The 26,488-nt window shown below is 59.5% G+C and carries 25 protein-coding genes; 10 read left to right on the forward strand and 15 right to left on the reverse strand.

Annotated elements, in window-relative coordinates:
* Nucleotides 1-19 precede the first annotated feature (19 nt).
* Both FGQ67_RS04060 and FGQ67_RS04065 read left to right on the forward strand, forming a co-directional pair.
* Nucleotides 20-739: a GntR family transcriptional regulator gene (locus FGQ67_RS04060; protein ID WP_138340248.1), complete on the forward strand. Its 720-nt coding sequence runs from the start codon at nucleotides 20-22 to the stop codon at nucleotides 737-739.
* 68 nt (nucleotides 740-807) lie between these two features.
* On the forward strand, nucleotides 808-1,746 hold the full coding sequence (locus tag FGQ67_RS04065; protein WP_138340250.1) for a type I phosphomannose isomerase catalytic subunit: 939 nt from the start codon (nucleotides 808-810) through the stop codon (nucleotides 1,744-1,746).
* A gap of 436 nt (nucleotides 1,747-2,182) precedes the next feature.
* Here FGQ67_RS04065 and FGQ67_RS04070 read toward each other — a convergent pair whose 3' ends face one another.
* Complete coding sequence (locus FGQ67_RS04070) at nucleotides 2,183-5,083, reverse strand: ATP-dependent helicase (RefSeq protein ID WP_138340252.1); 2,901 nt, start codon at nucleotides 5,081-5,083, stop codon at nucleotides 2,183-2,185.
* Between the two features lie 356 nt (nucleotides 5,084-5,439).
* Nucleotides 5,440-6,420 (reverse strand): undecaprenyl-diphosphate phosphatase, encoded by a 981-nt coding sequence (locus FGQ67_RS04075; protein ID WP_138340254.1) that lies wholly within the window; start codon nucleotides 6,418-6,420, stop codon nucleotides 5,440-5,442.
* A 249-nt stretch (nucleotides 6,421-6,669) separates the two neighbouring features.
* Between FGQ67_RS04075 and FGQ67_RS04080 the strand changes: the two genes are divergently transcribed.
* Nucleotides 6,670-7,107: a universal stress protein gene (locus tag FGQ67_RS04080; protein ID WP_138340256.1), complete on the forward strand. Its 438-nt coding sequence runs from the start codon at nucleotides 6,670-6,672 to the stop codon at nucleotides 7,105-7,107.
* 315 nt (nucleotides 7,108-7,422) lie between these two features.
* Here the strand turns inward: FGQ67_RS04080 and FGQ67_RS04085 are convergent, their stop codons facing one another.
* From FGQ67_RS04085 to purH, 4 genes are all read right to left on the reverse strand, one after another.
* The gene (locus tag FGQ67_RS04085; RefSeq protein ID WP_138340258.1) at nucleotides 7,423-8,466 is read right to left on the reverse strand and encodes a sensor histidine kinase; all 1,044 of its coding nucleotides are present in this window, start codon (nucleotides 8,464-8,466) and stop codon (nucleotides 7,423-7,425) included.
* A gap of 9 nt (nucleotides 8,467-8,475) precedes the next feature.
* Complete coding sequence (locus FGQ67_RS04090) at nucleotides 8,476-9,147, reverse strand: response regulator transcription factor (RefSeq protein WP_138340260.1); 672 nt, start codon at nucleotides 9,145-9,147, stop codon at nucleotides 8,476-8,478.
* A 179-nt stretch (nucleotides 9,148-9,326) separates the two neighbouring features.
* Nucleotides 9,327-10,058 (reverse strand): hypothetical protein, encoded by a 732-nt coding sequence (locus FGQ67_RS04095; RefSeq protein ID WP_138340262.1) that lies wholly within the window; start codon nucleotides 10,056-10,058, stop codon nucleotides 9,327-9,329.
* 80 nt (nucleotides 10,059-10,138) lie between these two features.
* Nucleotides 10,139-11,746 (reverse strand): bifunctional phosphoribosylaminoimidazolecarboxamide formyltransferase/IMP cyclohydrolase, encoded by a 1,608-nt coding sequence (gene purH / locus FGQ67_RS04100; protein ID WP_138340264.1) that lies wholly within the window; start codon nucleotides 11,744-11,746, stop codon nucleotides 10,139-10,141.
* Nucleotides 11,747-12,023: 277 nt separating this feature from the next.
* Between purH and FGQ67_RS04105 the strand changes: the two genes are divergently transcribed.
* Nucleotides 12,024-12,665, forward strand: a complete 642-nt coding sequence (locus FGQ67_RS04105) for a GNAT family N-acetyltransferase (RefSeq protein WP_138340265.1) — start codon at nucleotides 12,024-12,026, stop codon at nucleotides 12,663-12,665.
* 516 nt (nucleotides 12,666-13,181) lie between these two features.
* Here FGQ67_RS04105 and FGQ67_RS04110 read toward each other — a convergent pair.
* Nucleotides 13,182-15,125 (reverse strand): DUF2207 domain-containing protein, encoded by a 1,944-nt coding sequence (locus FGQ67_RS04110; protein WP_171025190.1) that lies wholly within the window; start codon nucleotides 15,123-15,125, stop codon nucleotides 13,182-13,184.
* Nucleotides 15,126-15,580: 455 nt separating this feature from the next.
* Between FGQ67_RS04110 and gluQRS the strand changes: the two genes are divergently transcribed.
* Nucleotides 15,581-16,582 (forward strand): tRNA glutamyl-Q(34) synthetase GluQRS, encoded by a 1,002-nt coding sequence (gene gluQRS, locus FGQ67_RS04115; protein ID WP_138340269.1) that lies wholly within the window; start codon nucleotides 15,581-15,583, stop codon nucleotides 16,580-16,582.
* 15 nt (nucleotides 16,583-16,597) lie between these two features.
* Here the strand turns inward: gluQRS and FGQ67_RS04120 are convergent, their stop codons facing one another.
* Together FGQ67_RS04120 and FGQ67_RS04125 are read right to left on the reverse strand one after the other, a co-directional pair.
* Entirely contained in the window at nucleotides 16,598-17,323 is a 726-nt protein-coding gene (locus tag FGQ67_RS04120) for a metallophosphoesterase family protein (protein ID WP_138340271.1), read from the reverse strand.
* Between the two features lie 85 nt (nucleotides 17,324-17,408).
* Nucleotides 17,409-17,648, reverse strand: coding sequence for a hypothetical protein (locus FGQ67_RS04125; protein ID WP_138340273.1), 240 nt, complete (start codon nucleotides 17,646-17,648; stop codon nucleotides 17,409-17,411).
* A gap of 208 nt (nucleotides 17,649-17,856) precedes the next feature.
* Between FGQ67_RS04125 and FGQ67_RS04130 the strand changes: the two genes are divergently transcribed.
* Both FGQ67_RS04130 and FGQ67_RS04135 read left to right on the forward strand, forming a co-directional pair.
* On the forward strand, nucleotides 17,857-18,657 hold the full coding sequence (locus tag FGQ67_RS04130; protein WP_138340275.1) for a DEAD/DEAH box helicase: 801 nt from the start codon (nucleotides 17,857-17,859) through the stop codon (nucleotides 18,655-18,657).
* 424 nt (nucleotides 18,658-19,081) lie between these two features.
* Nucleotides 19,082-19,903 (forward strand): hypothetical protein, encoded by an 822-nt coding sequence (locus tag FGQ67_RS04135; RefSeq protein WP_138340277.1) that lies wholly within the window; start codon nucleotides 19,082-19,084, stop codon nucleotides 19,901-19,903.
* Nucleotides 19,904-19,998: 95 nt separating this feature from the next.
* On the opposite strand, the gene FGQ67_RS04140 is transcribed toward FGQ67_RS04135, so the two are convergent.
* The 4 genes from FGQ67_RS04140 to FGQ67_RS04150 form a co-directional block, all read right to left on the reverse strand.
* Complete coding sequence (locus FGQ67_RS04140; protein ID WP_138340279.1) at nucleotides 19,999-20,295, reverse strand: hypothetical protein; 297 nt, start codon at nucleotides 20,293-20,295, stop codon at nucleotides 19,999-20,001.
* Between the two features lie 433 nt (nucleotides 20,296-20,728).
* Nucleotides 20,729-21,139: a hypothetical protein gene (locus tag FGQ67_RS04145; protein ID WP_138340280.1), complete on the reverse strand. Its 411-nt coding sequence runs from the start codon at nucleotides 21,137-21,139 to the stop codon at nucleotides 20,729-20,731.
* A 119-nt stretch (nucleotides 21,140-21,258) separates the two neighbouring features.
* On the reverse strand, nucleotides 21,259-21,435 hold the full coding sequence (locus FGQ67_RS10090) for a hypothetical protein (protein WP_171025191.1): 177 nt from the start codon (nucleotides 21,433-21,435) through the stop codon (nucleotides 21,259-21,261).
* A gap of 369 nt (nucleotides 21,436-21,804) precedes the next feature.
* The gene (locus FGQ67_RS04150; protein ID WP_138340282.1) at nucleotides 21,805-22,566 is read right to left on the reverse strand and encodes a metallophosphoesterase; all 762 of its coding nucleotides are present in this window, start codon (nucleotides 22,564-22,566) and stop codon (nucleotides 21,805-21,807) included.
* Nucleotides 22,567-22,944: 378 nt separating this feature from the next.
* Here FGQ67_RS04150 and FGQ67_RS04155 point away from each other — a divergent pair, with 378 nt between their 5' ends.
* The 3 genes from FGQ67_RS04155 to FGQ67_RS04165 are packed head-to-tail and all read left to right on the forward strand — an operon-like array spanning nucleotide 22,945 to nucleotide 25,564.
* Nucleotides 22,945-23,487: a UBA domain-containing protein gene (locus FGQ67_RS04155; RefSeq protein WP_138340284.1), complete on the forward strand. Its 543-nt coding sequence runs from the start codon at nucleotides 22,945-22,947 to the stop codon at nucleotides 23,485-23,487.
* Between the two features lie 18 nt (nucleotides 23,488-23,505).
* The gene (locus FGQ67_RS04160) at nucleotides 23,506-24,285 is read left to right on the forward strand and encodes a response regulator transcription factor (protein WP_138340286.1); all 780 of its coding nucleotides are present in this window, start codon (nucleotides 23,506-23,508) and stop codon (nucleotides 24,283-24,285) included.
* Nucleotides 24,269-25,564: a sensor histidine kinase gene (locus FGQ67_RS04165; RefSeq protein ID WP_138340288.1), complete on the forward strand. Its 1,296-nt coding sequence runs from the start codon at nucleotides 24,269-24,271 to the stop codon at nucleotides 25,562-25,564. Before FGQ67_RS04160 ends, FGQ67_RS04165 begins: the two co-directional genes overlap by 17 nt.
* Nucleotides 25,565-25,639: 75 nt before the next feature.
* Here FGQ67_RS04165 and FGQ67_RS04170 read toward each other — a convergent pair whose 3' ends face one another.
* Both FGQ67_RS04170 and FGQ67_RS04175 read right to left on the reverse strand, forming a co-directional pair.
* The gene (locus FGQ67_RS04170; protein ID WP_138340289.1) at nucleotides 25,640-26,014 is read right to left on the reverse strand and encodes a VOC family protein; all 375 of its coding nucleotides are present in this window, start codon (nucleotides 26,012-26,014) and stop codon (nucleotides 25,640-25,642) included.
* An 11-nt stretch (nucleotides 26,015-26,025) separates the two neighbouring features.
* Nucleotides 26,026-26,313: a PTS sugar transporter subunit IIB gene (locus tag FGQ67_RS04175; RefSeq protein ID WP_055252380.1), complete on the reverse strand. Its 288-nt coding sequence runs from the start codon at nucleotides 26,311-26,313 to the stop codon at nucleotides 26,026-26,028.
* Nucleotides 26,314-26,488: the final 175 nt, after the last annotated feature.

Genomic DNA, 26,488 nt, shown 5'->3' on the forward strand with positions numbered 1-26,488 from the left:
ATGTCGGAAAGGAGGTTCAATGATTCCCAAATACGAGGCGATAGCTGCAGATATTCGTCGAAGCATCGAGGATGGCACTCTTAAACCGGGCGACAAGCTTCCCACCGTCGTTGAGTTCTGCGAGCTCTATAGCGTTTCCAAAATCACCGTCAAACGAGCTATCGAGCAAATCACCGAGGAAGGTCTTATTACCAGCCGACGCGGATCGGGTACCTACGTTAAGGACACGGCGGGACTTCCCGGTCAGGCGTTTTTCCAGGGCAAAAACGACCGTGCCCAGGGCTTTTCGTATGAGCACCGCGGGGAGAAGGTGACCTCGGTGGTCTACGATTTCTCGATTGTTAATCCACCAGCGGACATCGCAGCCCAGCTGGGAATTGCCGAGGATGACTTTGCCTATCACATCGTGCGCGTGCGTCAGGCCGATGAGAAGCCCATCGTTATCGAGTACACCTACATGCCCCTCGAGCTGATTCCAGGCCTTAAAAAGAAGGACCTGTACGGATCGGTCTACCACTTCATCCGCGAGCAATGTGGGCTGAAGATTTCGAGCTTCCACCGTACCATTCGCACCGTGGCAGCAACCGAGGAAGAAGCCGAGCGCTTGGACACCAAGCCTGGCTCTCCCCTGCTCGAGCTCACCCAGATTGGCTTTTTGGACAGCGGCGCCGCCTTTGAGTATTCGGTCTCGCGCAACGTTGGCGACCGCTTTGAGTTGCACAACGTAACGTTGGCATAGGTTTTTGTAGTCATCCGGGCGCTCGCTTTGAGCTGTTTTGTGCAGCGCCCGCGCAACACAATGGGGGTATGAACATGTCCGATTTGATTAAGCTGACGCCGATCTTCCACGAGAAGATCTGGGGCGGTCGCCAGCTCGAAACCGTATTTGGCTACGACATTCCCGATGGACCCATCGGTGAGTGCTGGGCCATCTCGGCCCACCCCAACGGCGACTGCCAGATTGCGGAAGGCCCGTATGCAGGCCACACGCTGTCGTGGCTGTGGGCCGAGCACCGCGAGCTCTTTGGCAACTGCGAGGGCAAGGAGTTCCCACTGCTCATTAAGATTCTGGACGCCAAGGACGACCTTTCGATCCAGATTCATCCCAACGACGAGTACGCCGCCAAGCACGAGAACGGCAGCCTGGGTAAAACCGAGTGCTGGTACGTGCTGGATTGCGAGCCCGGCGCCACGATCATCGTCGGCCAGCGTGCTAAAGACCGCACCGAGGCCGCACAGATGATCAAGGACGGCCGCTGGGACGACATGCTCAACGTACTGCCGATCCACAAGGGCGACTTTTTCCAGATTGATTCCGGTACCGTTCACGCCATCAAGGCCGGCACGCTCATTTTGGAAACGCAGCAGTCGTGCGACGTGACGTATCGCCTGTACGATTACGACCGCCCCAGCACCGACGGCAAACTGCGTCCCCTGCACATTGAGCAGAGCCTCGACTGCATAAACTTTGATGCTCAGGCTCCGACCGACGGCACGGTGACCGCGCCCGAGGTGGACGGCGTGACCGAGCTCGAGTCTTGCCCCTGCTACACCGTCGATCGCGTGCGCGTTAACGGCAGCAAGACCCTCGACCAGCGCTGGCCCTTCATGTGCCTGTCAGTCATCGACGGCGAAGGCACCGTCTGCGGCGACCCCGTCCACAAGGGAAGCCACCTGCTGGCCCCGAGCACCGTGGACAAGATTGAGCTCGAGGGCAAGATGGAACTGATCATCAGCCACCTGTAGGTCACCGGTCCCCAAGCGCTCGCCGGGACGGGGCGCGGGGTTTGGTCGCCTGCTCGGACAGTCCTGCTCGCACGGAGAGCACATTAAGTGCTCTCCGGCTCGTGCGGAACTCGCGATCGACCAAACCCCGCGCCCCGTCCCGGCGAGCCTCTGGCTAGTAACGACAATCAAAAAGCAACAAGGGGCTCCCCCGTTCATTAACGGAGGAGCCCCTACTCGTATCTATATATCAGCCCACCCGGCTCTCCAGACCAAAAAGACGAACGAGCAGAGCGACGTTCGCAAGCAACGTTATCCAAGGACCTGGGCGGGCGTATGGGGCAACATCGGTCGCGAGTTCCGCACGCAAAGGAGGCCACTTAATGTGGCCTCCGTCTTGCGCAGGACTGCCCGAGCAGGCGATGTTGCCCCATACGCCCGCCCAGGTCCGCCGGGATTACGACAACTTGACGATCGGCGCAAAGCCCTTCATCAGCTTTTTGGTCTGGCCGGTCTTTTCGAATTGGACCTCGATCATGTCTCCGGCGACCGAGATCACGGTGCCCGTGCCAAAGGTCTTATGACTCACGGTATCGCCCGCGGCAAAGTCCTGCGATGCGCTGGCGCGATCGACCTTGCGCTCCACCGTCGGCGACACCTTGGATGACGGCTTTTTGGCTCGCGGCGCGCCCGAGCCAAAGGTCGAGGCAACACGGCCGGCGTCGGGCGAAACCCCACGATGGCGCTCGGTGCCATAAGTGCTGCCGCCAAAGAAGTCATCGAAGCTCGATCCGCTGCGCGATCCAGAGCCGCCGGTCGAGCGCGTATGCGAGCCAAACACCTTGCCGCCATACATGTCCGAGCCCATACCCGAGCCAAACGTGCCGTGACGGTCGCCGCGCTTCTCCCAGCCCGTGCCCTCAAAACCGGCAGAACCGATACCGCTAAACTCGATGTCCTCAAACGGAATCTCGTTGAGGAAGCGCGAGCGCGGATTGGCAGAGGTCGAGCCGTAGGTGCGACGCGTGGCCGCATAGGTCAGGAACAGGCGCTTGCGAGCACGCGTGATGGCGACGTAGGCCAAGCGGCGCTCCTCCTCGAGCTTACCCGGATCGTCACTACCGCCAAAATCGTGCACGTGCGGGAAGATACCCTCCTCCATGCCGGCCACGAACACCGCCGGGAACTCCAGGCCCTTGGCGGAGTGGATGGTCATCATGGTAATGGCATGCGTCTCGCCGGCCAGGGAATCCAAGTCGGAGCGCAGAGCCAGCCACTCCATGAGTGCCGGCAGCGCCTTGCAGGTGAGCGGGCCGTAGGTGCGCTCGATCTCGTCGGCATGCACGGCACCCGCCGGCAGCTCCGTCGGTGAGGCATAGGCGTTGCCCGCGATAGCGGCAGCCAGGGCATCCTGCGGCGAGAGCGCCGGGGCCGCCAGGCTATCGAGCGGATTGGAACCCGCGGCATCACGCGCGCCAACGAGCGCCTCAAACGAAGACACGGGTGCAGACGGGCCGGGCTCGGGCGCGGGCGCGCTCACCACGACGGGCTCGGGCTCGGCACCGGCAGGCACATCGGCAACACCGGCTGCGCGCAGCTCTTCCAAGCTCTCGAGCGTACCCTCGATATCCTCGTGCGTCTCCTCAAATTCGGCAGCGACACCCAGGAATTCCTGGATGTTCTCGGCACGGCTCTCGGACTCCATGGTGCCCTCAGCGCGGAAGGCCTGCAGCAGGCCCGTCTTGTCGACAATCATCTCGACGACGTCCTTGAGCTCGCCGTCCATGCGGCGACCCTCGCGCACCAGCGAGACAAAGCTCGACAGGCCATTGCGCACCTTGGCGCTAAACATGCCCGTCTCGGCCGTTGCGATCTCGCAAGCCTGGAAGAACGAGCAACGGTTGTCGCGCGCCAGCTGCTCAATCTTTTGGATCGAGGTGGAGCCGATGCCGCGGCGCGGCGTGTTGATGACGCGCTTGACGCTCATCTCGTCTGCCGGGTTCACGATCATCTTGAGGTAGGCCATGACGTCGCGGATCTCGGCACGATCGAAGAATCGCGTGCCGCCCACAATCTTGTAGGGCACGCCTGCGCGCAGGAACATATCTTCGAGGATACGCGACTGGGCGTTGGTGCGGTAGAACACGGCGATATCGTCGTAACTCGTGCCCTTGGAGTGCAGCTTTTCGATCTCGCCGGCAATCCAGCGGCCCTCGTCGCGCTCGTCGCTTGCCTGGAAGGCCTGGATCTTCTCGCCGTCGCCCTCGGCCGTAAACAGGCGCTTGTCCTTGCGCTGCGAGTTGTGACGCACCACGGCGTTGGCGGCGCTCAGGATATGGCCCGTGGAGCGGTAGTTCTGCTCCAGCTTAACGGTCTTGCAGTTTTTAAAGTCCTTCTCAAAGTCCAGGATGTTGGTGATGTCGGCGCCGCGCCAGCTATAAATGGACTGGTCATCGTCGCCTACGACCATGAGGTTTTGGTACTTGGCGGCCAGCAGGTTGGCGATCTCGTACTGGACGTGGTTGGTGTCCTGATACTCGTCGACGCTAATGTAGCGGAAACGCTCTTGGTACTTATCGAGCACCTCGGGGCGGGTGCGCAGCAGCTCGAGCGTGCGCACGAGCAGGTCGTCGAAGTCCATCGCGTTGGCGGCGCGCAGGCGGCGTTCCAGCTCCAGGTAGACCTGCGCGGCCTTTTTGTCGTTGGGGCTGTCGGCGGATTTGAGCATGTCCTCGGGGCCGATCATGGCGTTTTTGGCCGAACTGATCTTGCTGCGGATCATATTGATGGGGAATTGCTTTTGCTCGATACCGAGCGCCTGCATAATATCGCGCACCATGCGCTTGGAATCGTCATCATCGTAGATGGTGAACTGACCGGTGTAGCCCAGCAGGTCAGCGTCCTCGCGCAGCATGCGCACGCACATAGCATGGAAGGTGCACACCCACATGCCGCGGGTACCGCTGGGGATGAGTGCCGCCAGACGCTCGCGCATCTCGGCCGCGGCCTTGTTGGTAAACGTGATGGCAAGGATCTGCCAGGGCTTAACGCCCAGGTCGCCGAGCATATGTGCGATGCGGAAGGTCAAGACGCGGGTCTTACCCGAGCCGGCGCCGGCAAGGACCAGCAACGGACCCTCGGTGGTCAGGACCGCCTCGCGCTGGGCGGGATTAAGGCTGTCGATGTCGACGAGCGGCTTGGCGGGTTTGGGTGCCGGCGCGGGAGCGTCGTAGATGTCGAGCGGGACGAGCTCGGGTTCCGGCGCAGCGGGGGCGGCATATGCATCGAGCGGCACGGGTTCCGGCGCGGGCGGCACGGGTACCGCGGCGTTCTTTTCCCAGGGCAAGGGCTGGGTCATGGGCGACTCCTCATCTGACGGACGGCGCGCCTGCGGGCAGCGCCATAGTTTGAGCCGTACCAGTATACCGAGCCGCGCGGACACCGACGCAAATCACACCACGACTCCGTGCGTCACCGTCAGGCCCGCCCCAGCGGATTTGGTGCAATGGGGTCAGGTTGGTCTGCACCATGTTGCTGCAAAGCAACCTGTCCCCATTGCACCAATCAGGGAGCCACCGATGTCACGGCAGCGGCAGCGAGCGGCGGCCAGAACGAACAAATTGGCATGAAAAGAGGGCGGCATAGACCTTTTGGTCATGCCACCCTCTTTGAATGACAAGTTGTCGCCCTGACCGCCGCGCAGCGTCAACCAAGTTACAGGCCGAGCATCGGCTCCAAGACGAAGAAGTACGCAAGCACCACGATGCCCAGAACGATGCGGTAGACGCCGAAACACTTAAAGTCGTGGCGGCGGACAAAGCCCATAAGCCACTTGATGGCGATGAGCGAAACCACAAAGGCCACAACGCAGCCCACGCCCAAAATGGCGACCTCGTTGGCGCCGAACGTGCCGCCCTTGATGAAGTACTTGACCAGCTTGAGCGCACTCGCGCCAAACATGACAGGGATGGCCAGGAAGAACGTAAACTTAGACGCCACCGAGCGCGTGCAGCCCAAAAGCAGGCCGCCGATGATGGTGGAGCCGGAGCGCGACGTGCCCGGAATCAGCGAAAGCACCTGGAAGCAACCGATACCCAGCGCGGTCTTCCAGCTCAGGTCCTCGAGCGTGGCGATGGAGCCAAAGTCCAGATTCTCGTCATCGTCCTCATCCTCAGCGGTAGCCGTGGCGGGCGCCGCAAAGTGCGCACCGGCGGGACGTCCGCCCGACACCACAGCACGCGAACCAAACGAACCGGCAACGGCCATTTCCTCGCGCTTGCTCGCGCGCCAGTTCTCGATCACGATAAACAGCACGCCGTACACAATGAGCGCCAGCGCCACGACGGGAGCATTGTAGAAATGCTCCTCCATCCAGTCGTTAAGCGGCAGACCGATCGCCGCAGCGGGAATGCAGCCGAGCACAATCTTGCCCCACAGCACCCAAGTGTCGCGACGGCCTTCCTTGCCCTTGCTGGGAGAAAACGGGTTAAGGTCGTAGAAGAACAGAACGCAGACGGCCAGAATGGCGCCGAGCTGAATCACGACTAGGAACATATTCCAGAACGTCTCGCTCACGTTCATCTTGACGAACTCGTCCACCAAGATCATGTGACCGGTCGACGAAACGGGCAGCCATTCGGTGATGCCCTCGACCAGGCCCATGAAGGCAGATTTTAGAAGCTCGATGATATCCAAAGGGACCCCCTCGTTAGACACCCGCCGGTAGATGTTCTGCGGACGATGCGGGCGAGGTCCCATTATCAACCGTTGGCGGTGCGACCGCGCCTGCCCTTACCAAAAAACTCGCCCGTTCACAGAATTGCGAGCGGTCAAACCGAAATCCTTGGGTATAACTGCAACAAGGTAAAGTGTCCGGCGGCCAACGCACCCGCGCCCGCCCGACGCACGAGCCCCGCGCCCGTGCGATAGACCAAGGAGGAAACCATGAACGAGGGCTACACCAAGGTATTTGTTTCACTCGACGGTACTGAGCAGCAGGATTTTGTGCTCGCACGCGCCATCAAGGTCGCCGCGAACAACGGCGCCAAGCTAATCATCGGCCACGTTATCGATTCCACGGCACTCGAGAGCGCCAGTTCCTATCCGGTCGATCTGGTCAACGGCCTAGAGGAGGCGTTTAAGAACTCCATCGCCAAGCAGCTCGAAGAGGCTAAGGCCAATCCCGACATCCCCGAGGTCGAGGTCATGATTCGCGCCGGCCGCATTCGCGAGACGCTTAAGGACGAGATGCTCGACGTGGTTAAGCCCGACCTGGTGCTCTGCGGCGCCCGCGGCCTGTCCTCGATCAAGTATGCGCTGCTGGGTTCGATTTCGACGTTCCTGCTGCGCAATACGGACTGCGACATCTTAGTCGTGAAGTAGCGTTGCTCCCACCGGCCGCGGGGCCTGCGGGGTTTCCACGGGCACGTCCTCGCCGCGTTGCGGCTGCGGGATGTGCCCTTAGGAAACCCCTCCCGGCCCCGCGGCCTTCGCAGCCTTGCTTCAACGAGTTGTCTGATGGAAAAATGGCGTGCCGCCCCGTTTGGGGCGGCACGTTTTGTTTGGGGCGACACGTTTTTGTTATGGGGGATTCATTTGAGCCCCCATAGTTGTGTTCACGTTCGGGAACATAGCGCCAATTGCCTTAGCTATGTTCACGTTCGGGAACATTGCCGTCCGCACCGCAAGACGGCCCGACTACTCGAAATATTGGAACTTGTTGGTTGAGAAGGCGAATGTTACGACGAAGCCTTCGCCCGGCTCCGATGCCGCGGTGACGTCGATGCCCATCTTGGAGCACAGGCGCGCCACCAGGTAGAGGCCGATGCCCGTTGCACGCTTGGTGGTGCGGCCGTTGTCGCCGGTAAAACCCTTCTCGAACACACGCGGCAGGTCGGCCGCGCTCACGCCGCAGCCGTTGTCCGCAACGGTAAGCTCGATGCGCTCGCTTGCCAGGCCCTCGTCCAGCAACGCGCCCGAAAACACGATCTTCGCGCCGTCCTCGCACGCATATTTAATGCTGTTCTGAATGAGCTGGCCCAGAATAAACTCGAGCCACTTCTCGTCGGTAAAGACCTCGAAGTCGAGGTTCTCGCACACCGGGGCCACATGCGCCGCAATGAGCTCGCGCGCGTTGGCTTTAATCGCGCCCGTCACCAAGGTCTTAAGGTCCCAGCGGCGAATCAGGTAGTCGCGTTCCACGACTTCCGAGCGCGCGTAGTACAGCGCTTGATCGATATAGCGCTCCACGCGGGCAATCTCGCGACCGAGGTCATCTACGCGCGACAGATCATCTTCGCTGCCGTCCAGGTTTTCCAAAATCAGATGGGCTGCCGCCAGAGGCAGCTTGGCCTCGTGGACCCAGCTCTCGATATAGTCGCGATAGTCATCGGTCTGGCGCCTGCCTTCGGCAACCTCGTCACAAGCGGCTTTGCCCACCCGGCGCAAGACCTCGTACTCGAGCTCGCCCTCGGCATAAGTCGGGCACTGCACCATCTCCTGCACCCATGCGGGGCTTTCCAGCTCCTCGGCCGCGCGCTCCAGCTGGTGCAAAAATCGACGACGGCGCGCGTACTCGATCACGATGCCGAGCATGCCAAAGATGAAGGACACGCCAACCGCCACGACCACGATGGAAACGGGTGCGCCGGCGACCGTCAGCACAAAGCAGCTCAGCAGCACGCCGCACGTCCACACGGCGACGGGAAGCAGCGCATCTTTAAAGAACTTGCCAAACGACATAGCCGGCCCCTAGACCGAATAGCCCTGGCCGCGATGCGTGGTCAAATACCCCTTGATGCCGATTTTTTCGAGCGTGGTACGCAGGCGGTTGATGTTGACGGTGAGCGTATTGTCGTCCACAAAGGCGTCGGAGTCCCACAGGTCCTGCATGATGGCCGAGCGCGAAACGATCTTGCCCGCGCGGCTCAGAAGCAGCGAGAGGATACGCAGCTCGTTTTTGGTGAGCTCGGTGCTGGTGCCCGTTTGCGTGTTGGTGACCATGGAGCGTGCGAGGTCAATCTCCAGTCCCTTGTGGACGAGCGTGCTGCGCTCGCCCGCCGCCGCGGTGCGACGCAGCAAGGCATTGATGCGCGCCACGAGCACACGGGCGCCATAGGGCTTGGGAACAAAGTCATCCGCGCCGAGCGTCATGGCCATGACCTCGTCAATCTCGGTCGCGCGCGAAGTGAGGACGATGATGGGAACCTCGGATTCGCGGCGAACCTCGTGGCAGATATGCTGGCCGTCCTTGACGGGAAGCGTGAGGTCGAGCAGCACCAGGTCGGGCGCGGCGGCGAGAATATCACGCGAGACATGCTCGAATGATTCGCATGCCTCGACCCCAAAACCCGCACGGGCAAGGATATCGGCAAGCTCGCGACGAATGGGTTCATCGTCCTCAACGATATAGATCAGCGCCATGGATTCCGCTCCCCTCTTGGTTGTCTTGCCACCATTATGGCTGCGAAACTGCAGGTGCGCGCCACGCACGTCGCCAAGGTGACAGAACTGTTCGCGAGCGGGGGCGTTTTGTCCGCCTCGCACTCGCAGCGGTGGCGGGGACCAAAATGATTCTTTAATCCCCGTCCCAGAAACATCATTTAGCGGCGGGCGCGGAGCTTTTCGTAGCCTTCGGCGAAGAAGGCGACCGTGGCGGCGTCGGCCTCGGCGGCATCCGTCTCGGTTGCGGGGACCACGCCGTGCTCGTCGCTCACCAAGAACAGAGCGCCCTTGAGCTGCGCGGGAATGTCCACGCGCGCAACCGGGATATCCTTGGTCTGGGCAAGCTGCTCGATGAGCGTCGCCGTGCCGCACAGGCACTCGTCCGCCGGCACCACAAAGGCAAGCGCGCCGTTGTTGACGGCGGCGAGCAGCTCGGGCGCCACGCCGGTCTCGTCGGCCTCGGAGCGCGCTTGGGCGGAGCGGGCGCGCAATGCCTTGGCCGAAGTGTCGGCCAGCGGCTCGTACTCCCCCACCGTCATGGCGGCGTTGCCGTTGATGTCGATCACCAGCATGAGCACGCCGTCGTGGGCGGTATAGTCGCCCTCGGCAAGCGACCACTCGACGTGCTGCTTGGCCCAGCTGAGCATGTTGTTCGTGAGCGGCTCGCCCTGCACTACGCGCTCGGACAGCGCGCGGATATGGCGATTGAGCATGGGTACCTTTTTATGGGACATGCGCCAACGGCAGACAAGCGCGGGCTTGTCGAGCGTGAACTTCTCGACAGCCTCCTGATTGGCGCAAAAGTCCTCGTACGCACGCTGGTCCTCGGCATTGCCAAACAGCTCGGCATCATCAATCTGGGGCATGGTCATACCTTTCGTGTTAGTCATTCCGTCCTCTTATACCAAAAAGACGGCCCTCCAAACGGAGCGGCCGTCTTTTGCAGAGATTATTTTTCCGGCGTTCTCGACTAATGGCGGAAGTGGCGGGCGCCGGTAAAGACCATCGCGATGCCGTGCTCGTTGCAGGCCTGGATGCTCTCGTCGTCGCGCTTGGAGCCGCCGGGCTGGATGATGCAGGTCACGCCGTGTGCGGCAAGCACGTCGACGTTGTCGCGGAACGGGAAGAACGCGTCGCTTGCGCAGGCAAAGCCGCCCTTCTCCATGCCCTCGCGCTCGCAGAAGTCCTCGGCGCGCTCGCAGGCCAACAGCGCGGAATCCACGCGGTTGGGCTGGCCCGGGCCCATGCCAATACCGGCCTTGCCCTTGGAGACAAGAATCGCGTTGGACTTAACGCCCTTGCAGACCTTCCAGGCAAACTCGAGCTCTGCCATCTCGGCATCGGTGGGCTTGCGGTCGGTGGGGAACGTGAAGGTCGCGGGGTCCTCGGTTACGTGGTCGACTTCCTGCACCAGCATGCCGCCGTCGATGGAGCGCAACTCCACCTGGGCGCCGTGGTCGACGCCGCCGGTAGCCAGTACGCGCAGGTTGGGACGCTTGGCCATGCGCTCGAGCGCCTCGGCAGTGTAGCTCGGGGCGATGATAACCTCGACGAACTGCTTGTTCTGATCGGCAAAGTGCTCAACCAGCTCATAGGGAACCTCGCGGTTGCAGGCGATGATGCCGCCAAAGGCGCTCTTGGGATCGCAGGCGAAGGCGCGGTCGTAGGCAGCCGTGATGTCCTCGGCAACGGCGGAACCGCAGGGGTTCTGGTGCTTGAGGATTACGCAGGCCGGCTCGTCGAACTCACGGACCAGGTTCCAGGCGGCGTCGGCATCCAGATAGTTGTTGTAGCTGAGCGGCTTGCCCTGGATCTGCTCGGAGCCCACGAGCGGGAACTGCGAGCTCGCGGTGTTCTCGCAGCCCTCGGCAAAGCGGTAGACCGTGGCCTTCTGCTGAGGGTTCTCGCCATAGCGCAGGTCGTCGACCTTCTCCAGCGAGATCTCGAGCTTGGCAGAGGTGTCCGCCACGTCGCTTGCCTGGGCGGCAAGCCAACGGGAGATAGCCGTGTCGTAGGCGGCGGTGGTCTGGTAGACCTTCACCTGCAGGCGACGACGGGTGGAAAGCGTGGTGCAGCCACCGGTCTCGTGCATCTCGGCCAGGACGGCATCATAGTCAGCAGGGTCGGAAATGACGGTAACGCTCGTGGCGTTCTTGGCGGCAGAACGCAGCATGGAGGGGCCACCGATGTCGATGTGCTCGATGGCGTCCGCGAAGGTGACCTCGGGGTTGGCGACGGTCTTCTCGAACTCGTACAGGTTGACGACGACCAGGTCGATCAGCTTAATGCCGTGCTGAGCGGCCTCCTGCATGTGCTGCTCGGAATCGCGGCGGGCCAGCAGCGCGCCATGAACCTTGGGGTGCAGGGTCTTAACGCGGCCGTCCATCATCTCGGGATAGCCCGTGAACTCCTCGATGGGGGTTACGGGAACGCCCGCGTCCTCGATGGCACGAGCCGTGCCGCCCGTAGAGATGATCTCGACGCCAAAGTCATCGACCAGCGTCCGTGCGAAATCGACGACGCCCGTCTTATCGGTAACCGAGATCAACGCGCGTGCGATCTTCACATCAGATCCCATGCAGTCCTCCTGTCTGGTACGCCGCCGTGCTCTGTGAGTCGGTGATACGTCGATCTGCAGCGCTCGCGCAGCGGCATTGAAAATACTGATTTAATGTAGCGCATCGAGCGCATCGATGCACCCCGCAACGGGCGCATGTGCAGAAAAAGTTTGCGAGCAGAGGGGATGGACACGGCACTGGGCACGGTGAGTTCATGGAACACAGGGGCACCATAATTTGATGCCAATGGCGTGGTAGAACTGTGCTCGATATGCATCCGCAAAAGAAAGAGGCACCATGGTCTCGCGGGTTCTCTACCGACCGTTTGATACCGAAGACTTCGACGCCATCGCGCTGATTCTGCAGCAGCTTTGGCATAACAATTCGGATAACGATGAGTACAACCGCCTCGAGGCCGCGTGCGACCTCGCCTATTGCCTTTCGTCGTCGACGTTTTCACAGGTTGCGGTGATTGACGGCGAGGCGCGCGGCATTGCACTTGCACGCGCAGGACAGAACTCCGGCGTCACTATCAACGAGCATTGGATGGATACCGAACGCGTACTGCTATCGCAGATGCGTGAGCTGGAGCCTGATGCCTGCGCCGAGTATCTCTCGTTTGTGCGCGCAACCATCCGAACCAACAACCGCCTGCTCGAGAGCAGCCCGTTGCCGCACGACAACGAGGTCACGCTGCTTGCCGTGGATCGCGATGTCCATGGCCTGGGCGTTGGCACGGTTCTGCTCGATGCCGCGGTCTCGCACCTGTCCTCGCTTGGAGCGACGAGGGCGCACCTGTACACCGACTCCAACTGCTCGTGGAAGTTCTACGAGTTGCACGGCTTTAAGCGCACGGCCACGCACCGCGCCAACCGCGAAGAGCGCCGCCACGACATGCCGCGCGAAAGCTTCCTCTACGAACTCGACCTAACAGCCTAAACCTGGCAGTTAGGGACGTTCCTTTTATGCCGGCACCCCGGGACACTCCTTGGCAGCAACCACACCTAGTCATTGGGGACGTTCTTAAATGACTAGTCGCTGGGGACAGTCTTGAGCAAAACGGCCGCCGAAGCCCTCGTTGGCATCGCCCTATAGGGGGCCTGCAAATAGCTGTGGTCAAAAAACATCAAATATGAGTACTGTTACCTTTTTAGCAGCAGCGCAATTCGGCTTTCTCGGGTCTCTTAGGCGTCTCGACGCGTCAGATGAACTAACGTATCTCCCCAAATGTACAATAAAATGGACTCCTAACGAGAAATAATATCGTTAGGAGTCCATTTTTTAGTACAAACAAATGTGACAATCTAGGCAACAGTACTCATATTTGGCATTTTTTGCCCACTGCCCCTTGTGCGAAGGTTCGCAGCGGAAAGCATGGCCCGTTTCGATGCACAAAAATGGGATGGATCTTCCCTGGCAACCGCCCAGAAAGATCCACCCCAAAGCAAGCGCTCGCTAGAACGTTCCGCCGCCGCCTCCGCCGACGCCGCCGCCTCCGCCGCCCGAGAAGCCACCGCCTCCGCCGCCGCTCGAGCTGTCGGAGCTAGACGCCAGCTCACGGATGCTCTCGTGATACACGTCATCGAACGAATCGAGCGGAGACTCGATACCGTAATGATGGTAGTACCACCAGTAGCAGGGATAATTGTCATAGAAGCCGTCGGCCTCGCGCACCTCGGGCGGCACGGCCTCGGCAAGCTGACGCAGCACTTCCTTGGAAACACCCAGCGCCACGCCCATCACCAGCAGCTTGTTCCACAGCACCAGATCGCCGGGGACGGCTTCCTTTAGACGCGTGAAGTCCTCGAGCCAATGCTTAAGTGCCTTGCAGCGAGCCGCCACCTCGGCGCCCTCCGGCGTAAAGCGGCGGAACGTAAGGCCCACGCCGATACCCACCAGCACAATCGGCACCGAGATAACCGCGGCGGTAATGTTCGCCTGCGCGCCATCGGTAAAGAAGATGGATCCCACGGGAACAAAGGCAATCAGGATACCAAGAACCAGGCAAAACACCATTGCAACAATGCCGTCCGAGGCAACGTACTCGCTATCGGCCAGCTTGCCCTTAACGGTGTTCTGATAGTCCTCGAGCTTGTCGCCCACGGGTGTAGCGTGCTGCTTGACGTAGTGCTGCAGCTCGTCGAACGTGCGCGAGCGATCGCCGTTCTCGTCAGGCTTAGCACCGGCAAAGAAAACCTTGAGCACCATGTGGTCAATGCCCTTGGCCGACTTCCAGCCCGCATCACTCACCGTCACGCGATACGTCTGCTCTTCTTTTTCACGCCCCAACAGACCCTTCTTGGCCTTGGTCACGGTCGCCTGCTCCAGCTTGATCACACGGTCGTCAGTGAGCTTCATGAGCGTGGCGATATATGCCTGATCGGGCACCTCGTTCCAGCTCATGAGGGCCGAAAGCACGGCGGGATGGTCGGCCGAAGGCACATCGCGGAAATATTCGTCCTGGAAAAGCGGCTTGGGCTTGCGCTTGCGCAGCTTGAGCATAACGATTGTGCCGGTAAAGGCCACCGCCGCAACAACACTTAGCACGGCAAGTGCATTGGCAATCATGCGAGCGTGAGCGCGGCGGGCGTTAGCTTCGTCGGCCCATTCCTTCTCTTCGCTCAGGATCGTTGACATGCGCTCTTCGCCCGCGGCGGCAAGCTGCGGCACCCAGTCGCTGGGGAAGGCGATGCGTGCCTCAGCGAATTCGCCCTGATGCACGCAGGGAATGGTATAGGTGACCATGGGCTCGTCCTCATCGAGCGACACGTCGCCCGTCAGCGGACCGTGGCCCCATGCGCGGAAGTTATCGCCTTTGACGGCCGCCGTCCCAGCAGCGGCATTTGCGAAGCGCACTTCCATCTCGACGTCATCGGAATCCGCAGACCAGCCGTCGCCCACAAACTTCCAGTAGAGCTCGGCGGTATCGGCCCAGTTCATGACCGCGCCGGTCATGGTGTAGCTCACGTAGTAGATTGCGCTGTCGCCGCTCTCGTGAGGGCTGAACACCTTAATCCTTACGCCGTCACCGGTCTGCTCGACCGTGTAGACGCCAGAGTCGCCCTTGTTCGCGCTATCGACTTTGTTAAACGCGGTGTCCTCTTCCTCGACACTCAGCACATCGACGCCCGCCGCGCCGCCCTGCTGGTTGGTACCCGTATTGATCTCCCAAAACACGCCGTTGATGTCGTCATCGAAATCAAACTGGCGCCCCTCGACAACGGTCAGCGATCCATCGACCTCGACCGTGGCACTGATGTAGGTTTGGGTCATGGAATACCCGTCGGCACGTGCAACGGCGGGCAACAGCAGCAGCGCGCACGCGACGAGCGCGCAAATGGAAGCAAATCGCGCAAACGGGCAGCGCTGCCGACAGGTCTTGGCAACGGGGGCGTTCATAGGCACATCCTTTGTTTGTGATACCAGTAGCGTCATTGTCCCACGTTTGCGGGTTCATGTGACGAACATCTAGGTCAGCGGAGTATCAAACGGGACGAAAGTCACGCCCGCGGCCGGCACCTGGGGACGTTCCTTATCTGCCGGCAATCTGGGACACTCCTTGGCATAGCCCGCTCCGGCAATAGATACCACTTCATAGCTCCGTCACAGGTGTAGCGGCTTTGTGTGGGCGCGGCGTGAGCCGATTAAGCCGGCGAGCGAGGGGCATAAAGCAGTTGAGCGAAAACGGTTTGCCCCTTTGCCGTTCGCTTGAGGATCATGTCCCCCTTTTCCGCGGAAACCCCGGCAGTTGCGAAGAGCTGCCGGGGTTTCTGTCGTTTGAGGGGTTGGGCTGGCGGGCACGATCGAGCTGTCGAGTCGGTGCCTCCCCCACCTCCCGCGCTATACTCGTCCGCATGGATATCAACGCATGCAACATAGCAACACACTCCGCGGACGCACCGGCAACGGCAGAGTCCGTCCCCATCGTGGGCCGCTTCGCCCCGTCGCCCTCGGGCCGCATGCACCTGGGCAACGTGTTTAGCTGCCTGTGCTCGTGGCTTTCGGCCCGCAGCCAAGGCGGCCGCATCACGCTGCGCATTGAGGATCTGGACGATCGCTGCAAGCGCCCGGAACTTGCCGCCCAGCTCATCAACGACCTGGCCTGGCTAGGGCTTGAGTGGGACGAAGGCCCCTACTACCAGCACGATCGCCTCGACCTGTACGAGAGCGCCTTGCACCAGCTACAAGACGCCGGCCTCACCTATCCCTGCTTTTGCACGCGCGCCGAACTCCACGCCGCGAGCGCGCCGCACGCGAGCGACGGCACGCCCATCTACCGCGGCGCCTGCCGAGGCCTTTCTGCCGAGGAGGTTGCCCGCCGCAGCATCCTGCGTGCTCCGGCCACGCGCCTGCGCGTGCCCGCCGTCGACGACCTCGCAGACGATGTGGTCGAATTCGTTGACCGCACGTACGGAGCCCAATGCGAGGCACTCGCCACCGAGTGCGGCGACTTTTTGGTGCGTCGCAGCGACGGCGTGTTTGCCTATCAGCTGGCCGTGGTGGTCGACGACGCTGCCATGGGCGTCACCGAGATCGTACGCGGATGCGACCTGCTTGGTTCCACGCCGCGCCAGATCTATCTGCAACATCTGCTGGGACTGCCCACACCGCGCTACGCGCACATTCCGCTGCTCATGTCGCCGGACGGCCGCCGCCTTTCCAAGCGCGATCGCGATCTGGACCTGGGCGAGCTCCGCACCCGCTTTGGCACACCCGAGGCACTGTTGGGATGGCTCGCCGGGCAAACAGGCATCGCGCCGGACACCACGCCGCGCTCTGCCGAACAGCTGGTCGAGCACTTTAGATGGGACGTCATCCGTGCGCACCGCGAGAACATCACTGTAACGGTCGAGTAGCCAGCCACCCCGCCTCTACGCAACATCCCAGGGCTGGAGTTCGTCACCCAAGCGAACGATGCAGTCGTAGAGCACGGTATGGCGCTCGGCCGGGTTGGCATCCCGATGAAAATGCCCGTAATACCAGCGTTTGTAGTCCATGCGATCTTCCAGCTCATCGAAAAATGCCGTAAGTCGATCAACCGTGGGGCAATTCCAGCTGGATGCCGGATAAAGCGTGGGCGAAAGCATGCGCGTAGAGCAGGTGTGGGTGATCACGTAGTCGACCTTCCAGCCCATGCTCTCGAGCTTTGCCCGCGCCTCCTCAAAGTTGCGCTCGTCCGGCAGCTCCTGCGGCCACCAGCTGGAATACGGAATGCGGTATTCCTTATCCACGCTCGTGGCGCCGCCCATGGTAAAGATCGTTGAGCCGTCGAGCTCAAAAACCTCGCCGCGCGTCAGGCGTCGGATGGGCGAGGTGTCCGACAGGCGCTGCGTCAGGCCGCCGTGCCACAGTTCCATGGGACGCTCCGCCCAGTGATCGAAACGTTCGTGGTTGCCGTCGACGAACAGCAACGTATAGGGGCGCGACTCCAGCCAAGCGATATCGGCGCATTCCTCGGCAGAGAAATCCCACGGAAAGCCAAAGTCGCCGGCGACGATGAGGTAGTCGTCGCTCGTCAGGCTGTCCCCAAGCTCCCAGTCGCGGAGTTTTTGCATGTCGAGCCCACCGTGGATGTCGCCTGTCACATAGACCGTCATCGGATTACCACTTCCCTGTAAGTCGCTAGCCCACATTCTGCACGATCACTAAACCAGCCGTTCCAGTCCTTCCATCCCTTAGGGCTTACCCCTCGTTCTTCCATCCAAACGGGTCAAACACCCAAAAGATCAGGTCGAGCACGCCGCCGGTCGCCATGGCGCCGGCAAGGGCCATGCAGACATGCAGAGAGCTTGCGCTTCGAAGCATGTCGAACGGCCCCAGAACGGCCAGCAGCGCGACCGCCGCGCCGGCCAGGCACAGCACGAGGCACGGTCCCGCGTCCTTTACACCCTTCTTTACAAGATGCTTTGCGTTGTCACTCATCGGTATCGAACTCCTTAGAGGGTCGTTGCTTTGATTCACGCCACCGCAGAGTCGGTAGGCAGGTCAAGTCTCACATGTCGTGCGGACATCAATTGAGAAACCGCGTCCCTTAGATCGAACCCGCCAATCCGTACCGCCATACACCCAAAACACGAACGATTGATCTGTCATCCTGGCGCCAGCATGGCCTGACGAAAGGCATGGCGGAATGGCCACTCAACAGCAGATTGATATTGAATTCGACTCACTCGAACTTGGGAACGATTCGCCCAAGCTCATCGCCAGCTCGAAGGCGACTGGCGGAACGCTGCTGTCCGCTATCAAAGAGCAGCTCTCTACCTGCAGCTCGTTCGACTTTTGCGTAGCATTTGTCGCAGACGGCGGCCTTCAAATCCTGGTCGAGGCGTTTCAAGAGCTCAAACAGCGCGGCATTAAGGGCAGGCTGCTCACATCCACCTACCTCAACTTCAACTCACCCGATGCGTTTCGCAAGCTCATGGAATACGACAATATCGAAGTCCGCGTGTTCCAGGGCAATTTACACGCCAAGGGATACATTTTCGATAAGGGCGAGACCAGCACGGTTATCGTCGGCAGCTCCAACATGACGCAGACCGCTCTCACCTGCAATAAAGAGTGGAACGTGCTGTACCAGACCGTCGAAAACAGCCGACTGCTCGCCGAGCTCAGGGGTGAGTTCAATTCACTATGGAATGACACTTCCACCGTCGCACTTTCGCAGGAGTGGATTGGGGACTATGCCACATACCGATCGCCGCGTCCTCCAAAGAGCAAATCGAAACCAACGTTCCAGGCGATCGCAACCTCAGCCCCGAGCGGACATGAAGAAATCAAGCCCAATAAAATGCAGCAGCGCGCTCTCGAAGCATTGGGGGCAATCCACCGCAAGGGCGAGACCCGCGCCCTGCTGGTCTCGACTACCGGCACCGGCAAGACTTTCCTTTCGGCGTTCGATGTACTGGCAACTAAACCCCGACGCGTCCTTTGAGCCCAACCAGTATAGGTGATCGGCCGCCCATAATGTCCCGGCTGGCATGGAAACTATCCGCTCAGCCCGCCCCTAACGCCTGGTTGCCGTTAGGCCACCGCCTTCCCCCACCGAGGTCTAATACTTTTCCCGCGAAGTGAACGGCTGTTTTTGGACCCCCGAAGCATTCGCATTTTACGACGGCAAAATCGCAGGATTCTGACATCAAAACCGCAGGAAACGGTACATTCAAAGTGTCGATGCTTCGGGGGTCCGATTCAGCTCGTTCACTTCTCGGAAAAGTATTAGACCTCGATTCTTGACTGTTCCGAGGCCCCGTCATTTTCCTTCTCCGGAATCCTCGCTAGCGCTGGCACCCCTAGTCGCTACGACCGCAGGCATGCCTATAATGAGACATGTCTCCTGATGAGAAAGGAATCCAGCTATGGACGAAGCCAAGCTCGCCGAAAACGAAATCCAGGACTTTTTCAACCGTGTCGACAGCCCTTCTGTCGGACCGATAGGCGTCAAGGGCTTCATTGGATGGTGTAACGAGCCTTGCGACTATTATCCTAAAAGCAGCAAGTCTGACTCAGCCTACAAGCTGGGGAAAACCATATGCGCCTTGGAAGAACTTAGCGACGACAAAATTGATGGAATCAAAGAAATCCTCGAAGCCATTACCATTTCCGTGATTGGCGACATCAATGTGCCTTCTAAAGAGCAGAAAGATAAACTGCTTGATAAAGCGCGCTCGGACCTCCTGAAATACGATGAGATTCGTTCCAAACTGGAAAAACATCTGGGTGTCTATCGAGGCGAGTTATCAAAAACTAGCAAAAAAGACCTGCCAGAAAACGTCGCGTTCTACTGCGCACTCAAGTCCAGACTCAAGAGCTGCCCCGATGAACAGGGGTATTACCACTATCAGTTTGATGACAACAGTAACACAATCGCTCGAGTCGACCCACTCAAGCCCTTTATCGACAGCACGCATGACAATTTAAATCAGCAGTGGCACGTCCTCATCTCTGTACTTGCGTACCTTGATGTCGCCCACGCTTTAAGCAATGATCAGCACGAATACCATTGCCTCTATCCGTACCTCAGTTCATACGATAGAGGAGACTTGAACAAGATGAAGCTGAAACTGAAAAGCACTTTGTCTCTAGAGGCTATGCCGGAAATTGGTAAAACTATTAATTATCCTTCAGAAGCTATGATGGCCTGGATAAAGGACGCGTTGGTCAGGCGGGAAGGTAAGTAAACAGACCGGGCAATTCATCACCTTACCGCACGGTCGCAAATAAGCCAGACAATCTTTGCCTCGGGAGCGCCCCCAGCCTCTCAGCGCCCTCAAACCTACTCCAGCCCCGGGCCGCTGTACTTCCCCGTCTCCGAGTCGTAGTTCAGCACGGCGACCTCGCCGTTCTTCATGACGTTCCCGTCAATGTAATAGTGGCTGGCGCCGTCATGCCAGACGCCGCGGTAGCCTGCGATGCCCGAGAACAAAGTCACGACCACTGACGTCGATTCACTAGTCGAGAGGAAGATCGAGCCTGTTGAGCACAGGAAGCTGCGCTCAACAGGCTCGATGAGTATGAAAGGCTGTCGTCGTGTCCCGCTTCGAAGATCGGGGTGTACTGCGGTTATATTCACAAATATGCTGATTGGCAGTTTGCTGCAAACGCACAACTGAGATTGCGTCGCAGCGCGTGAAATCATCCCCGCGCTGCGACGCAATCATATCGTTCAACTCCTATTCCTCGCGCACGCGGGACCGGTAACGCACTCGCGCTCGTTGGCCCGTGTGTAGCCGCGCCTTCCGAGGAAGGCGTTCTTTGGCAATGCCGTATTGTGAATCGCAGTGCCGATATAGCTAGTAATCAAACGAACCGGTTAATAAATTCTTTCCGGCACACCATTTTCTGCAATATCTTGTTTCACAGATTTAGCATAATGAATGAAACTGTCTACTGTGTCAAAAGTTTTACGATTTGAAATGAACTGATCATCTTCATCATAGTAATAATCATCATTTGGCGAATCGTCAGGAACGAAATACTTTCCAGTCCTGTCATCGATTGCGATATTAATCCTCTTTATACAATACGTCCCTCTTGTACAACGGTTTTACGTCAACATTATTTTCAAAGAAATTGATATAATCAAATATGTGTGTAACCCAAATCGTAACCTCGATAGTACACTCGGCAGAAATATTCCTTCGTTTTGCAGGTCCAATAGCATAAGCTCCAGTAGGCGTATACCATGTCATCAAACCTTCATTATCATCATCTGGAAACGTACCAGACATATCAAAAGTTGTAATAATTTGGTCACCATCAGTACTATCAATTAAATTGGCCAATAAGTACTTATTACCGTGATTTTTATGAAACTCTTCAAAACCAGATTTTGAAAATTCTGTATTTAGTACATCTTCATCAAAACCACCAAAATACATATCAATAATATGAGAGCCAAATTCTTTAATCTTCATTTGATTTGCACCTTCAATTTATGATCAACGCCTTTGACATTGTGCGGGAAAACAATTTCATCGTTCTTGCCCCAAGCTGGCACCAGCTTTATCCCTGGCCTACGCATAAAAGCAATTTTCTATTGAACGGTGAAGAAGGCAGACATGTTCTCTATTAATTCGTTAAGTCCAGGAGAATCCTCATATGATTTTAGAATGTCTCCTAGCTCATCGTCATCATTCACTAGACCGATAATTTGCTCGATTATCTGGTCCTCGGTCTTGCCGTTAATGATTAAAATACGCTTGTCATCCATCTTATAGCCACCTTTTTCAGATGCCTCTCACAGTTCCATAATTATAAGTTAGCGTAGTTCTTTTTTTAATTTCATCTAAACTAGAACCTTTCTTCAGTTTGCAGCTTGCAACCCTCAGCTTGCAAAGCAGCCTCTCACTAAACTTCATTAAGGGCAGAGACTACACCTCCGATGCCTCGATAACTTGGATAAAGGACGCGATGGTCGAGTCGACCAAAAAGCTAGCCAAATAAAAGCCTTATGTCACTGGGCAAAAGAAGCCCCGACGATCGTTTCCGCGGAAGCACCCCTCTCGGTGCTTCCACATCCCGTTAACGTCAAAGGCGCAGCCCAAGCCCCGAATCGAACCCACGCAGACAATCCGTGAGCCTACTCCAACCCGGGGCCGCCATACTTCCCCGTTTCCGAATCGTAGCTCAGCACTGCGACCTCACCGTGCTCCATGACGTTCCCGTCAATGTAGTAATGGCTGGCCCCGTCATGCCAGATGCCGCGGTAGCCCGCGATGCCCGAGACAGCCTCGGTGTTGATGTGCCCAGCGATAACATCAAGGTAGAACTCATGCCCCACGTAATCGGGCATCATCATGGTAAACGACTCGGCAGACGTGCCGAGCTTCCAGTACTCGCCGGCCTCCTCGTCAACGCCAGCATGCACAAAGACCTGGCTAAAGGGGGACTCGTAAACGTAAGGGAGCTTACGGACCCACGCGATGATGTCCGCATGCTCAGACTTCATACGCTCAACCGTATAGGCGTAGGCCTCCTCGAACTCCCTGAGCCTCAACAGATGCTTGACGTGCTTGAATGCCTCGGCATCCAGGAAGCTCTTGGCCGTTGCCAGATTGCTGTCGGCAAGTATCCATGCCTGCGTAAAATTGAGATCTGCCACCCCGTCGATGTACTCGAGGAACATCTCCTCGTGATTGCCGCGCAGCGCCACGACGCGATCGCCGTACCGCTTTTGCAGGTCCATGATGAGCTCGAAGACCCCGAGCGAATCGGGGCCTCGGTCGCAGTAGTCGCCAAGCAAAACCAGCTTGGAGTCCTCGGCATCGAGGTCGACGGTGGAAAGCGATGCCTTAAAGGCGTCCAAGCACCCGTGAATGTCGCTCATAGCGTAGATATGCACGTATGACCCCCTGTTTGCGTCGGGACCCCACTCGTTTGCGCCATGCGGCGCGGCGGCCCCTCTGACTTCGCGGGCGCCAGGCAACCTCGTCCTGTCACGCCCCTCAACATGGTTAAAAGTATATCTCGCCGTGCGGACACAAATTTATCCCTGGGCTCTAGCCGCTCGGCCTACGCTTGCCCCAAAGGCTGCCTGTACCCACCGCCACCCAAAAACTCATCCAACATTAATCTTGGCTCAAGAATCGCTTAATCTATAACCTGCACTATAGAGTTCGACCAAGGGCGGGGCGGCGCCGTGCAACGCAGGCCGCCGAACGCAACGCTCGCGCCCGGGCAAATCGCCCGGCGTCGCGCCCATCGAACGAAAGGACAGGTCATGGACGACCTCGAAAAAGTTGAAACCATCCGCACCAAGTGCAACGTGAGCTACACCGATGCCAAGGCGGCGCTCGACGCTGCCGACGGCAACGTTTTGGATGCCATCATTTGGCTCGAGTCGCAGGGCAAGACGCAGACCACGTCGGCGCACGCCGCCACCGAGTCCGAGCCGGCCGACGAGCCCTCGGCCGAGATGGTCGCCGCGCAGGCCGCCTACGAAAAGTCGAGCGAAAAGACCGACTTCTCCAAGAAGATGGACGGCGTGTGGGAGTACCTCAAAAAGCTCTTCCGCCTGAGCCTGGACACCAAGTTTATCGCCACGCGCCGCGATGCGATCATCCTCAACATCCCCATCCTGATCCCCATCATCGCCCTGTTTGCCTGGGGCGCTACGATTTGGCTGATGCTGATTGGCCTGTTCTTTGGCATGCGCTACCGCATCGATAGCGACGGCGACGTGCCCGGCAGCATCAACAACCTTATGAATCACGCTGCCGATGCCGCGGACGGCATCAAGCATAATCTGAACGACGACAAGTAATCGCAGACGGGGACACGCATGGCACGGATCCTGATCGTAGAGGACGAGGAGAAAATCGCCCGCTTTGTGACGCTCGAGCTGGAGCACGAGGGCTACCAGGTGGAACATGCCGCCGACGGCCGCACCGCCGTGGACCTGGCGCTGGAACGCGACTACGATTTGATTCTGCTCGATGTGCTGTTGCCGCAGCTCAACGGCATGGAAGTGCTGCGGCGCGTACGCAAGCACAAGGATGTGCCGGTGATCATGGTCACCGCGCGCGATGCCGTGATGGACAAGGTGGCCGGGCTCGATGCCGGTGCCGACGATTACCTGACCAAGCCGTTTGCGATTGAGGAGCTGTTCGCACGGATCCGCGTGGCGTTGAAGCGCTCGGAGGCTGTGCGGGCGGCTTCGGTCGTTGGTGGCGCCGGGGCGGGCATGGCGGGCGGCGCGGGCGTCGGCGCCACTGCGATGCCCCCAGTCGGCGACTCGACCCAGGCATCCGCCTCGCCCTCCCCCGCCGCGCTCACCGTGAGTTCGGTCGCGCTCGATCCCGACCGCCGCGAAGTCACGGTCGGCGGCTCGCCCATCGCGCTCACGGCCCGCGAGTTCGACGTCCTCGCCCTGCTTATGGCGCACGCCGGCACCGTGCTCACGCGCGAGCGCATCGCGCACGAGGCGCTGGGCTACGAATACGTGGGCGACACCAACAACGTCGACGTGCACATCGCGCACCTGCGCGCCAAGATCGAGGACGCCGGCGGCGCCCGCATCATCCAGACCGTGCGTGGGGTGGGCTATGTCTGCCGCGCGTAACGCCGAGGCCAAGCGCGTCACATCCATCGCCCGCGCCATCAACTGGAGCTATATGTGGCGCCGCTTGATGAGCTACGTCTGGCTCGATCTGCTGCTGATGGTGATTGCGGCGGCGATCCTCGTCTATGGATACAACCAGATGCTGCCCGACGGCGCGTTTACCGCAGGATGGATCCCCGGCGTCGCCGTTCACGGCATGTCGCTGGCGCCTGCGCGCGGCTGGGACCTGGCAACGCTCACCTATACCGTCGAGCTTGCGCGTACCACCAAGACTTTCCCCCTCGCGCAGGACCTCGTCGCGCTATGGCCTCTCTACCTTGTCGTTGTGGGTTGGCAGGTCATCAGCGTGCTCGACATGCTCGGCGGCGCCCGTCGCGTGCGCCGCACCATGGCACCGCTCAACGACCTGGCCTTGCGCGTGGACGAGCTCGGCCGTATGCAGCTCTCCGGCGGCAAGATGGAAACACTGGAGCAGGCCATCGAGCGCGCAAGCGTCGACTCGCCGAGCGTCACTACCGGCGACGCCGACCTGGCAAGCATCGAGGTTGCACTCAACCGCCTACTGCGCCAGATGCAAGAGGCCAAACTGCAACAGATGCGCTTTGTCAACGATGCGAGCCACGAGCTGCGCACGCCCATCGCGGTGATTCAGGGTTACGTAAACATGCTCGATCGCTGGGGTAAGGACGACCCGGCCGTGCTGACGGAGTCCATCACATCCCTCAAGGCCGAAAGCGAGCATATGCAGGAGCTCGTGGAGCAGCTGCTGTTTTTGGCGCGCGGCGATGCCGGGCGCACGGTCCTGCGGCGTGCGGATACCAACCTGGCCGCACTGGTCAGCGAGGTATGCGAAGAATCGCAGATGATCGATACCGAGCACACGTATCGGCTGGCTTCTGATGCTGCGCTTGCCAGCGACCCGCGCTGTGACGCGTCTGTCGACGTGGCGCTCGTGAAGCAGGCCCTGCGTGTGATCGTGCAAAACGCCGCCAAGTACTCGGATGCGGGAACGACCGTCACATTTGGCATAACGCCGGATGCGGGCGCGGGCACGATCGACATAAGCGTTGAGGACGAGGGCATCGGCATGAACCAGGAATCCGCAGCTCACGCGTTTGAACGATTCTACCGCGCCGACAACGCACGCGATGCCGGCGCGCAGGGCTCGGGTCTGGGGCTTGCCATTGCCAAGTGGATCGTCGATAGCCATGGCGGCGTCATCGGCGTGACCTCGGTCGAGGGCGTCGGCAGCCGCTTTACGATTCGCCTGCCGCGGTAGAAAGCCCCTCGGCATAAATAAAGGGATAGGGCCACGCGGCCCTATCCCTTTTTGCTAGCTATGGCAGCTTGTGCGCTACTCGCGGCACAGGTGCACGGCGAAACCGGCGAACTCGCGCTTAAAGTACACGAGCTTGGTGCCGCCGTCGGGCAGCAGCACGCGCGACTCCTCGTTGACCTCGAGCCCGCGCTCGGCAAACCACTTCTCGGCCGCATCGATGTCGTTGACGGCAAAGCCAATGTGGCCCTTGGCGCCACGACCATTCTGCTTCATGACCTCGACCAGCGAATCGTTAAAGTACGAAACCGGGGTCTCAATAACGGGCAGGCCCATCATCGTCGAGAACAGCTCCGCGATCTCCAAGGCATCTGCCGGGTCGGTGGCGTTAATGCCCACATGGGCAACGCGCATGCCAAAGAGTTCGACCGGATTGGCGTTCTGCTCATTCATACAAGCAGCGCCTACTGAGCCATAACGTCGAGAACGGCCTTCTCGGCAGCAACGCGGTTCATGCCGGTCATGAAGGGCACGCCGCTCACGTACGGGCAGGTGAGGCCCTCGGGGGCAACGGTGGTGGCGATCAGCAGGTCGGCGCCCTCGTCGCAAGCGTCCTTGGCCTCGGAGATGGCGCACTGCACGATCTCATACTTGCCGGCATAACCGTTGGCGTCGAGCATGGTAGCGACCTTCTGGGCAACGAGCGTGGAAGTAGCAGCGCCAGCACCGCAAGCCAAAACGATCTTCTTCATAGGTAATGTCTCCCTTCATGGTTTACTTTAGGTAAGTGTACCGCAGCGAGCGATGGCACTCAGCCTCGATGAGCTTTTATGCCAGTCCTTGATTATCGACTTTATCCGAACACCTCCCACATTCATCCGCACATGTGCGGATGAATGTGGGAACCCGATACCCTGAGGGCCGGAT

It is taken from the genome of Collinsella aerofaciens (assembly GCF_005845035.1).
Classification (GTDB): Bacteria; Actinomycetota; Coriobacteriia; order Coriobacteriales; family Coriobacteriaceae; genus Collinsella; species Collinsella aerofaciens_I.

What these genes read in the sequence shown, in the direction of transcription:
- FGQ67_RS04090 (WP_138340260.1), bottom strand. Translation starts at nt 9,147, where the DNA reads ATGGCGCTGATCTATATCGTTGAGGACGATGAACCCATTCGTCGCGAG.
- FGQ67_RS04160 (WP_138340286.1), top strand. Translation starts at nt 23,506, where the DNA reads ATGGCACGGATCCTGATCGTAGAGGACGAGGAGAAAATCGCCCGCTTT.
- FGQ67_RS04065 (WP_138340250.1), top strand. Translation starts at nt 808, where the DNA reads ATGAACATGTCCGATTTGATTAAGCTGACGCCGATCTTCCACGAGAAG.
- FGQ67_RS04155 (WP_138340284.1), top strand. Translation starts at nt 22,945, where the DNA reads ATGGACGACCTCGAAAAAGTTGAAACCATCCGCACCAAGTGCAACGTG.
- FGQ67_RS10090 (WP_171025191.1), bottom strand. Translation starts at nt 21,435, where the DNA reads ATGGATGACAAGCGTATTTTAATCATTAACGGCAAGACCGAGGACCAG.
- FGQ67_RS04095 (WP_138340262.1), bottom strand. Translation starts at nt 10,058, where the DNA reads ATGACTAACACGAAAGGTATGACCATGCCCCAGATTGATGATGCCGAG.
- FGQ67_RS04170 (WP_138340289.1), bottom strand. Translation starts at nt 26,014, where the DNA reads ATGAATGAGCAGAACGCCAATCCGGTCGAACTCTTTGGCATGCGCGTT.
- FGQ67_RS04125 (WP_138340273.1), bottom strand. Translation starts at nt 17,648, where the DNA reads ATGAGTGACAACGCAAAGCATCTTGTAAAGAAGGGTGTAAAGGACGCG.
- FGQ67_RS04175 (WP_055252380.1), bottom strand. Translation starts at nt 26,313, where the DNA reads ATGAAGAAGATCGTTTTGGCTTGCGGTGCTGGCGCTGCTACTTCCACG.
- FGQ67_RS04060 (WP_138340248.1), top strand. Translation starts at nt 20, where the DNA reads ATGATTCCCAAATACGAGGCGATAGCTGCAGATATTCGTCGAAGCATC.
- FGQ67_RS04110 (WP_171025190.1), bottom strand. Translation starts at nt 15,125, where the DNA reads ATGAACGCCCCCGTTGCCAAGACCTGTCGGCAGCGCTGCCCGTTTGCG.
- FGQ67_RS04120 (WP_138340271.1), bottom strand. Translation starts at nt 17,323, where the DNA reads ATGACGGTCTATGTGACAGGCGACATCCACGGTGGGCTCGACATGCAA.
- FGQ67_RS04130 (WP_138340275.1), top strand. Translation starts at nt 17,857, where the DNA reads ATGGCCACTCAACAGCAGATTGATATTGAATTCGACTCACTCGAACTT.
- purH (WP_138340264.1), bottom strand. Translation starts at nt 11,746, where the DNA reads ATGGGATCTGATGTGAAGATCGCACGCGCGTTGATCTCGGTTACCGAT.
- FGQ67_RS04135 (WP_138340277.1), top strand. Translation starts at nt 19,082, where the DNA reads ATGGACGAAGCCAAGCTCGCCGAAAACGAAATCCAGGACTTTTTCAAC.
- FGQ67_RS04070 (WP_138340252.1), bottom strand. Translation starts at nt 5,083, where the DNA reads ATGACCCAGCCCTTGCCCTGGGAAAAGAACGCCGCGGTACCCGTGCCG.
- gluQRS (WP_138340269.1), top strand. Translation starts at nt 15,581, where the DNA reads ATGGATATCAACGCATGCAACATAGCAACACACTCCGCGGACGCACCG.
- FGQ67_RS04105 (WP_138340265.1), top strand. Translation starts at nt 12,024, where the DNA reads ATGGTCTCGCGGGTTCTCTACCGACCGTTTGATACCGAAGACTTCGAC.
- FGQ67_RS04080 (WP_138340256.1), top strand. Translation starts at nt 6,670, where the DNA reads ATGAACGAGGGCTACACCAAGGTATTTGTTTCACTCGACGGTACTGAG.
- FGQ67_RS04085 (WP_138340258.1), bottom strand. Translation starts at nt 8,466, where the DNA reads ATGTCGTTTGGCAAGTTCTTTAAAGATGCGCTGCTTCCCGTCGCCGTG.
- FGQ67_RS04165 (WP_138340288.1), top strand. Translation starts at nt 24,269, where the DNA reads ATGTCTGCCGCGCGTAACGCCGAGGCCAAGCGCGTCACATCCATCGCC.
- FGQ67_RS04145 (WP_138340280.1), bottom strand. Translation starts at nt 21,139, where the DNA reads ATGAAGATTAAAGAATTTGGCTCTCATATTATTGATATGTATTTTGGT.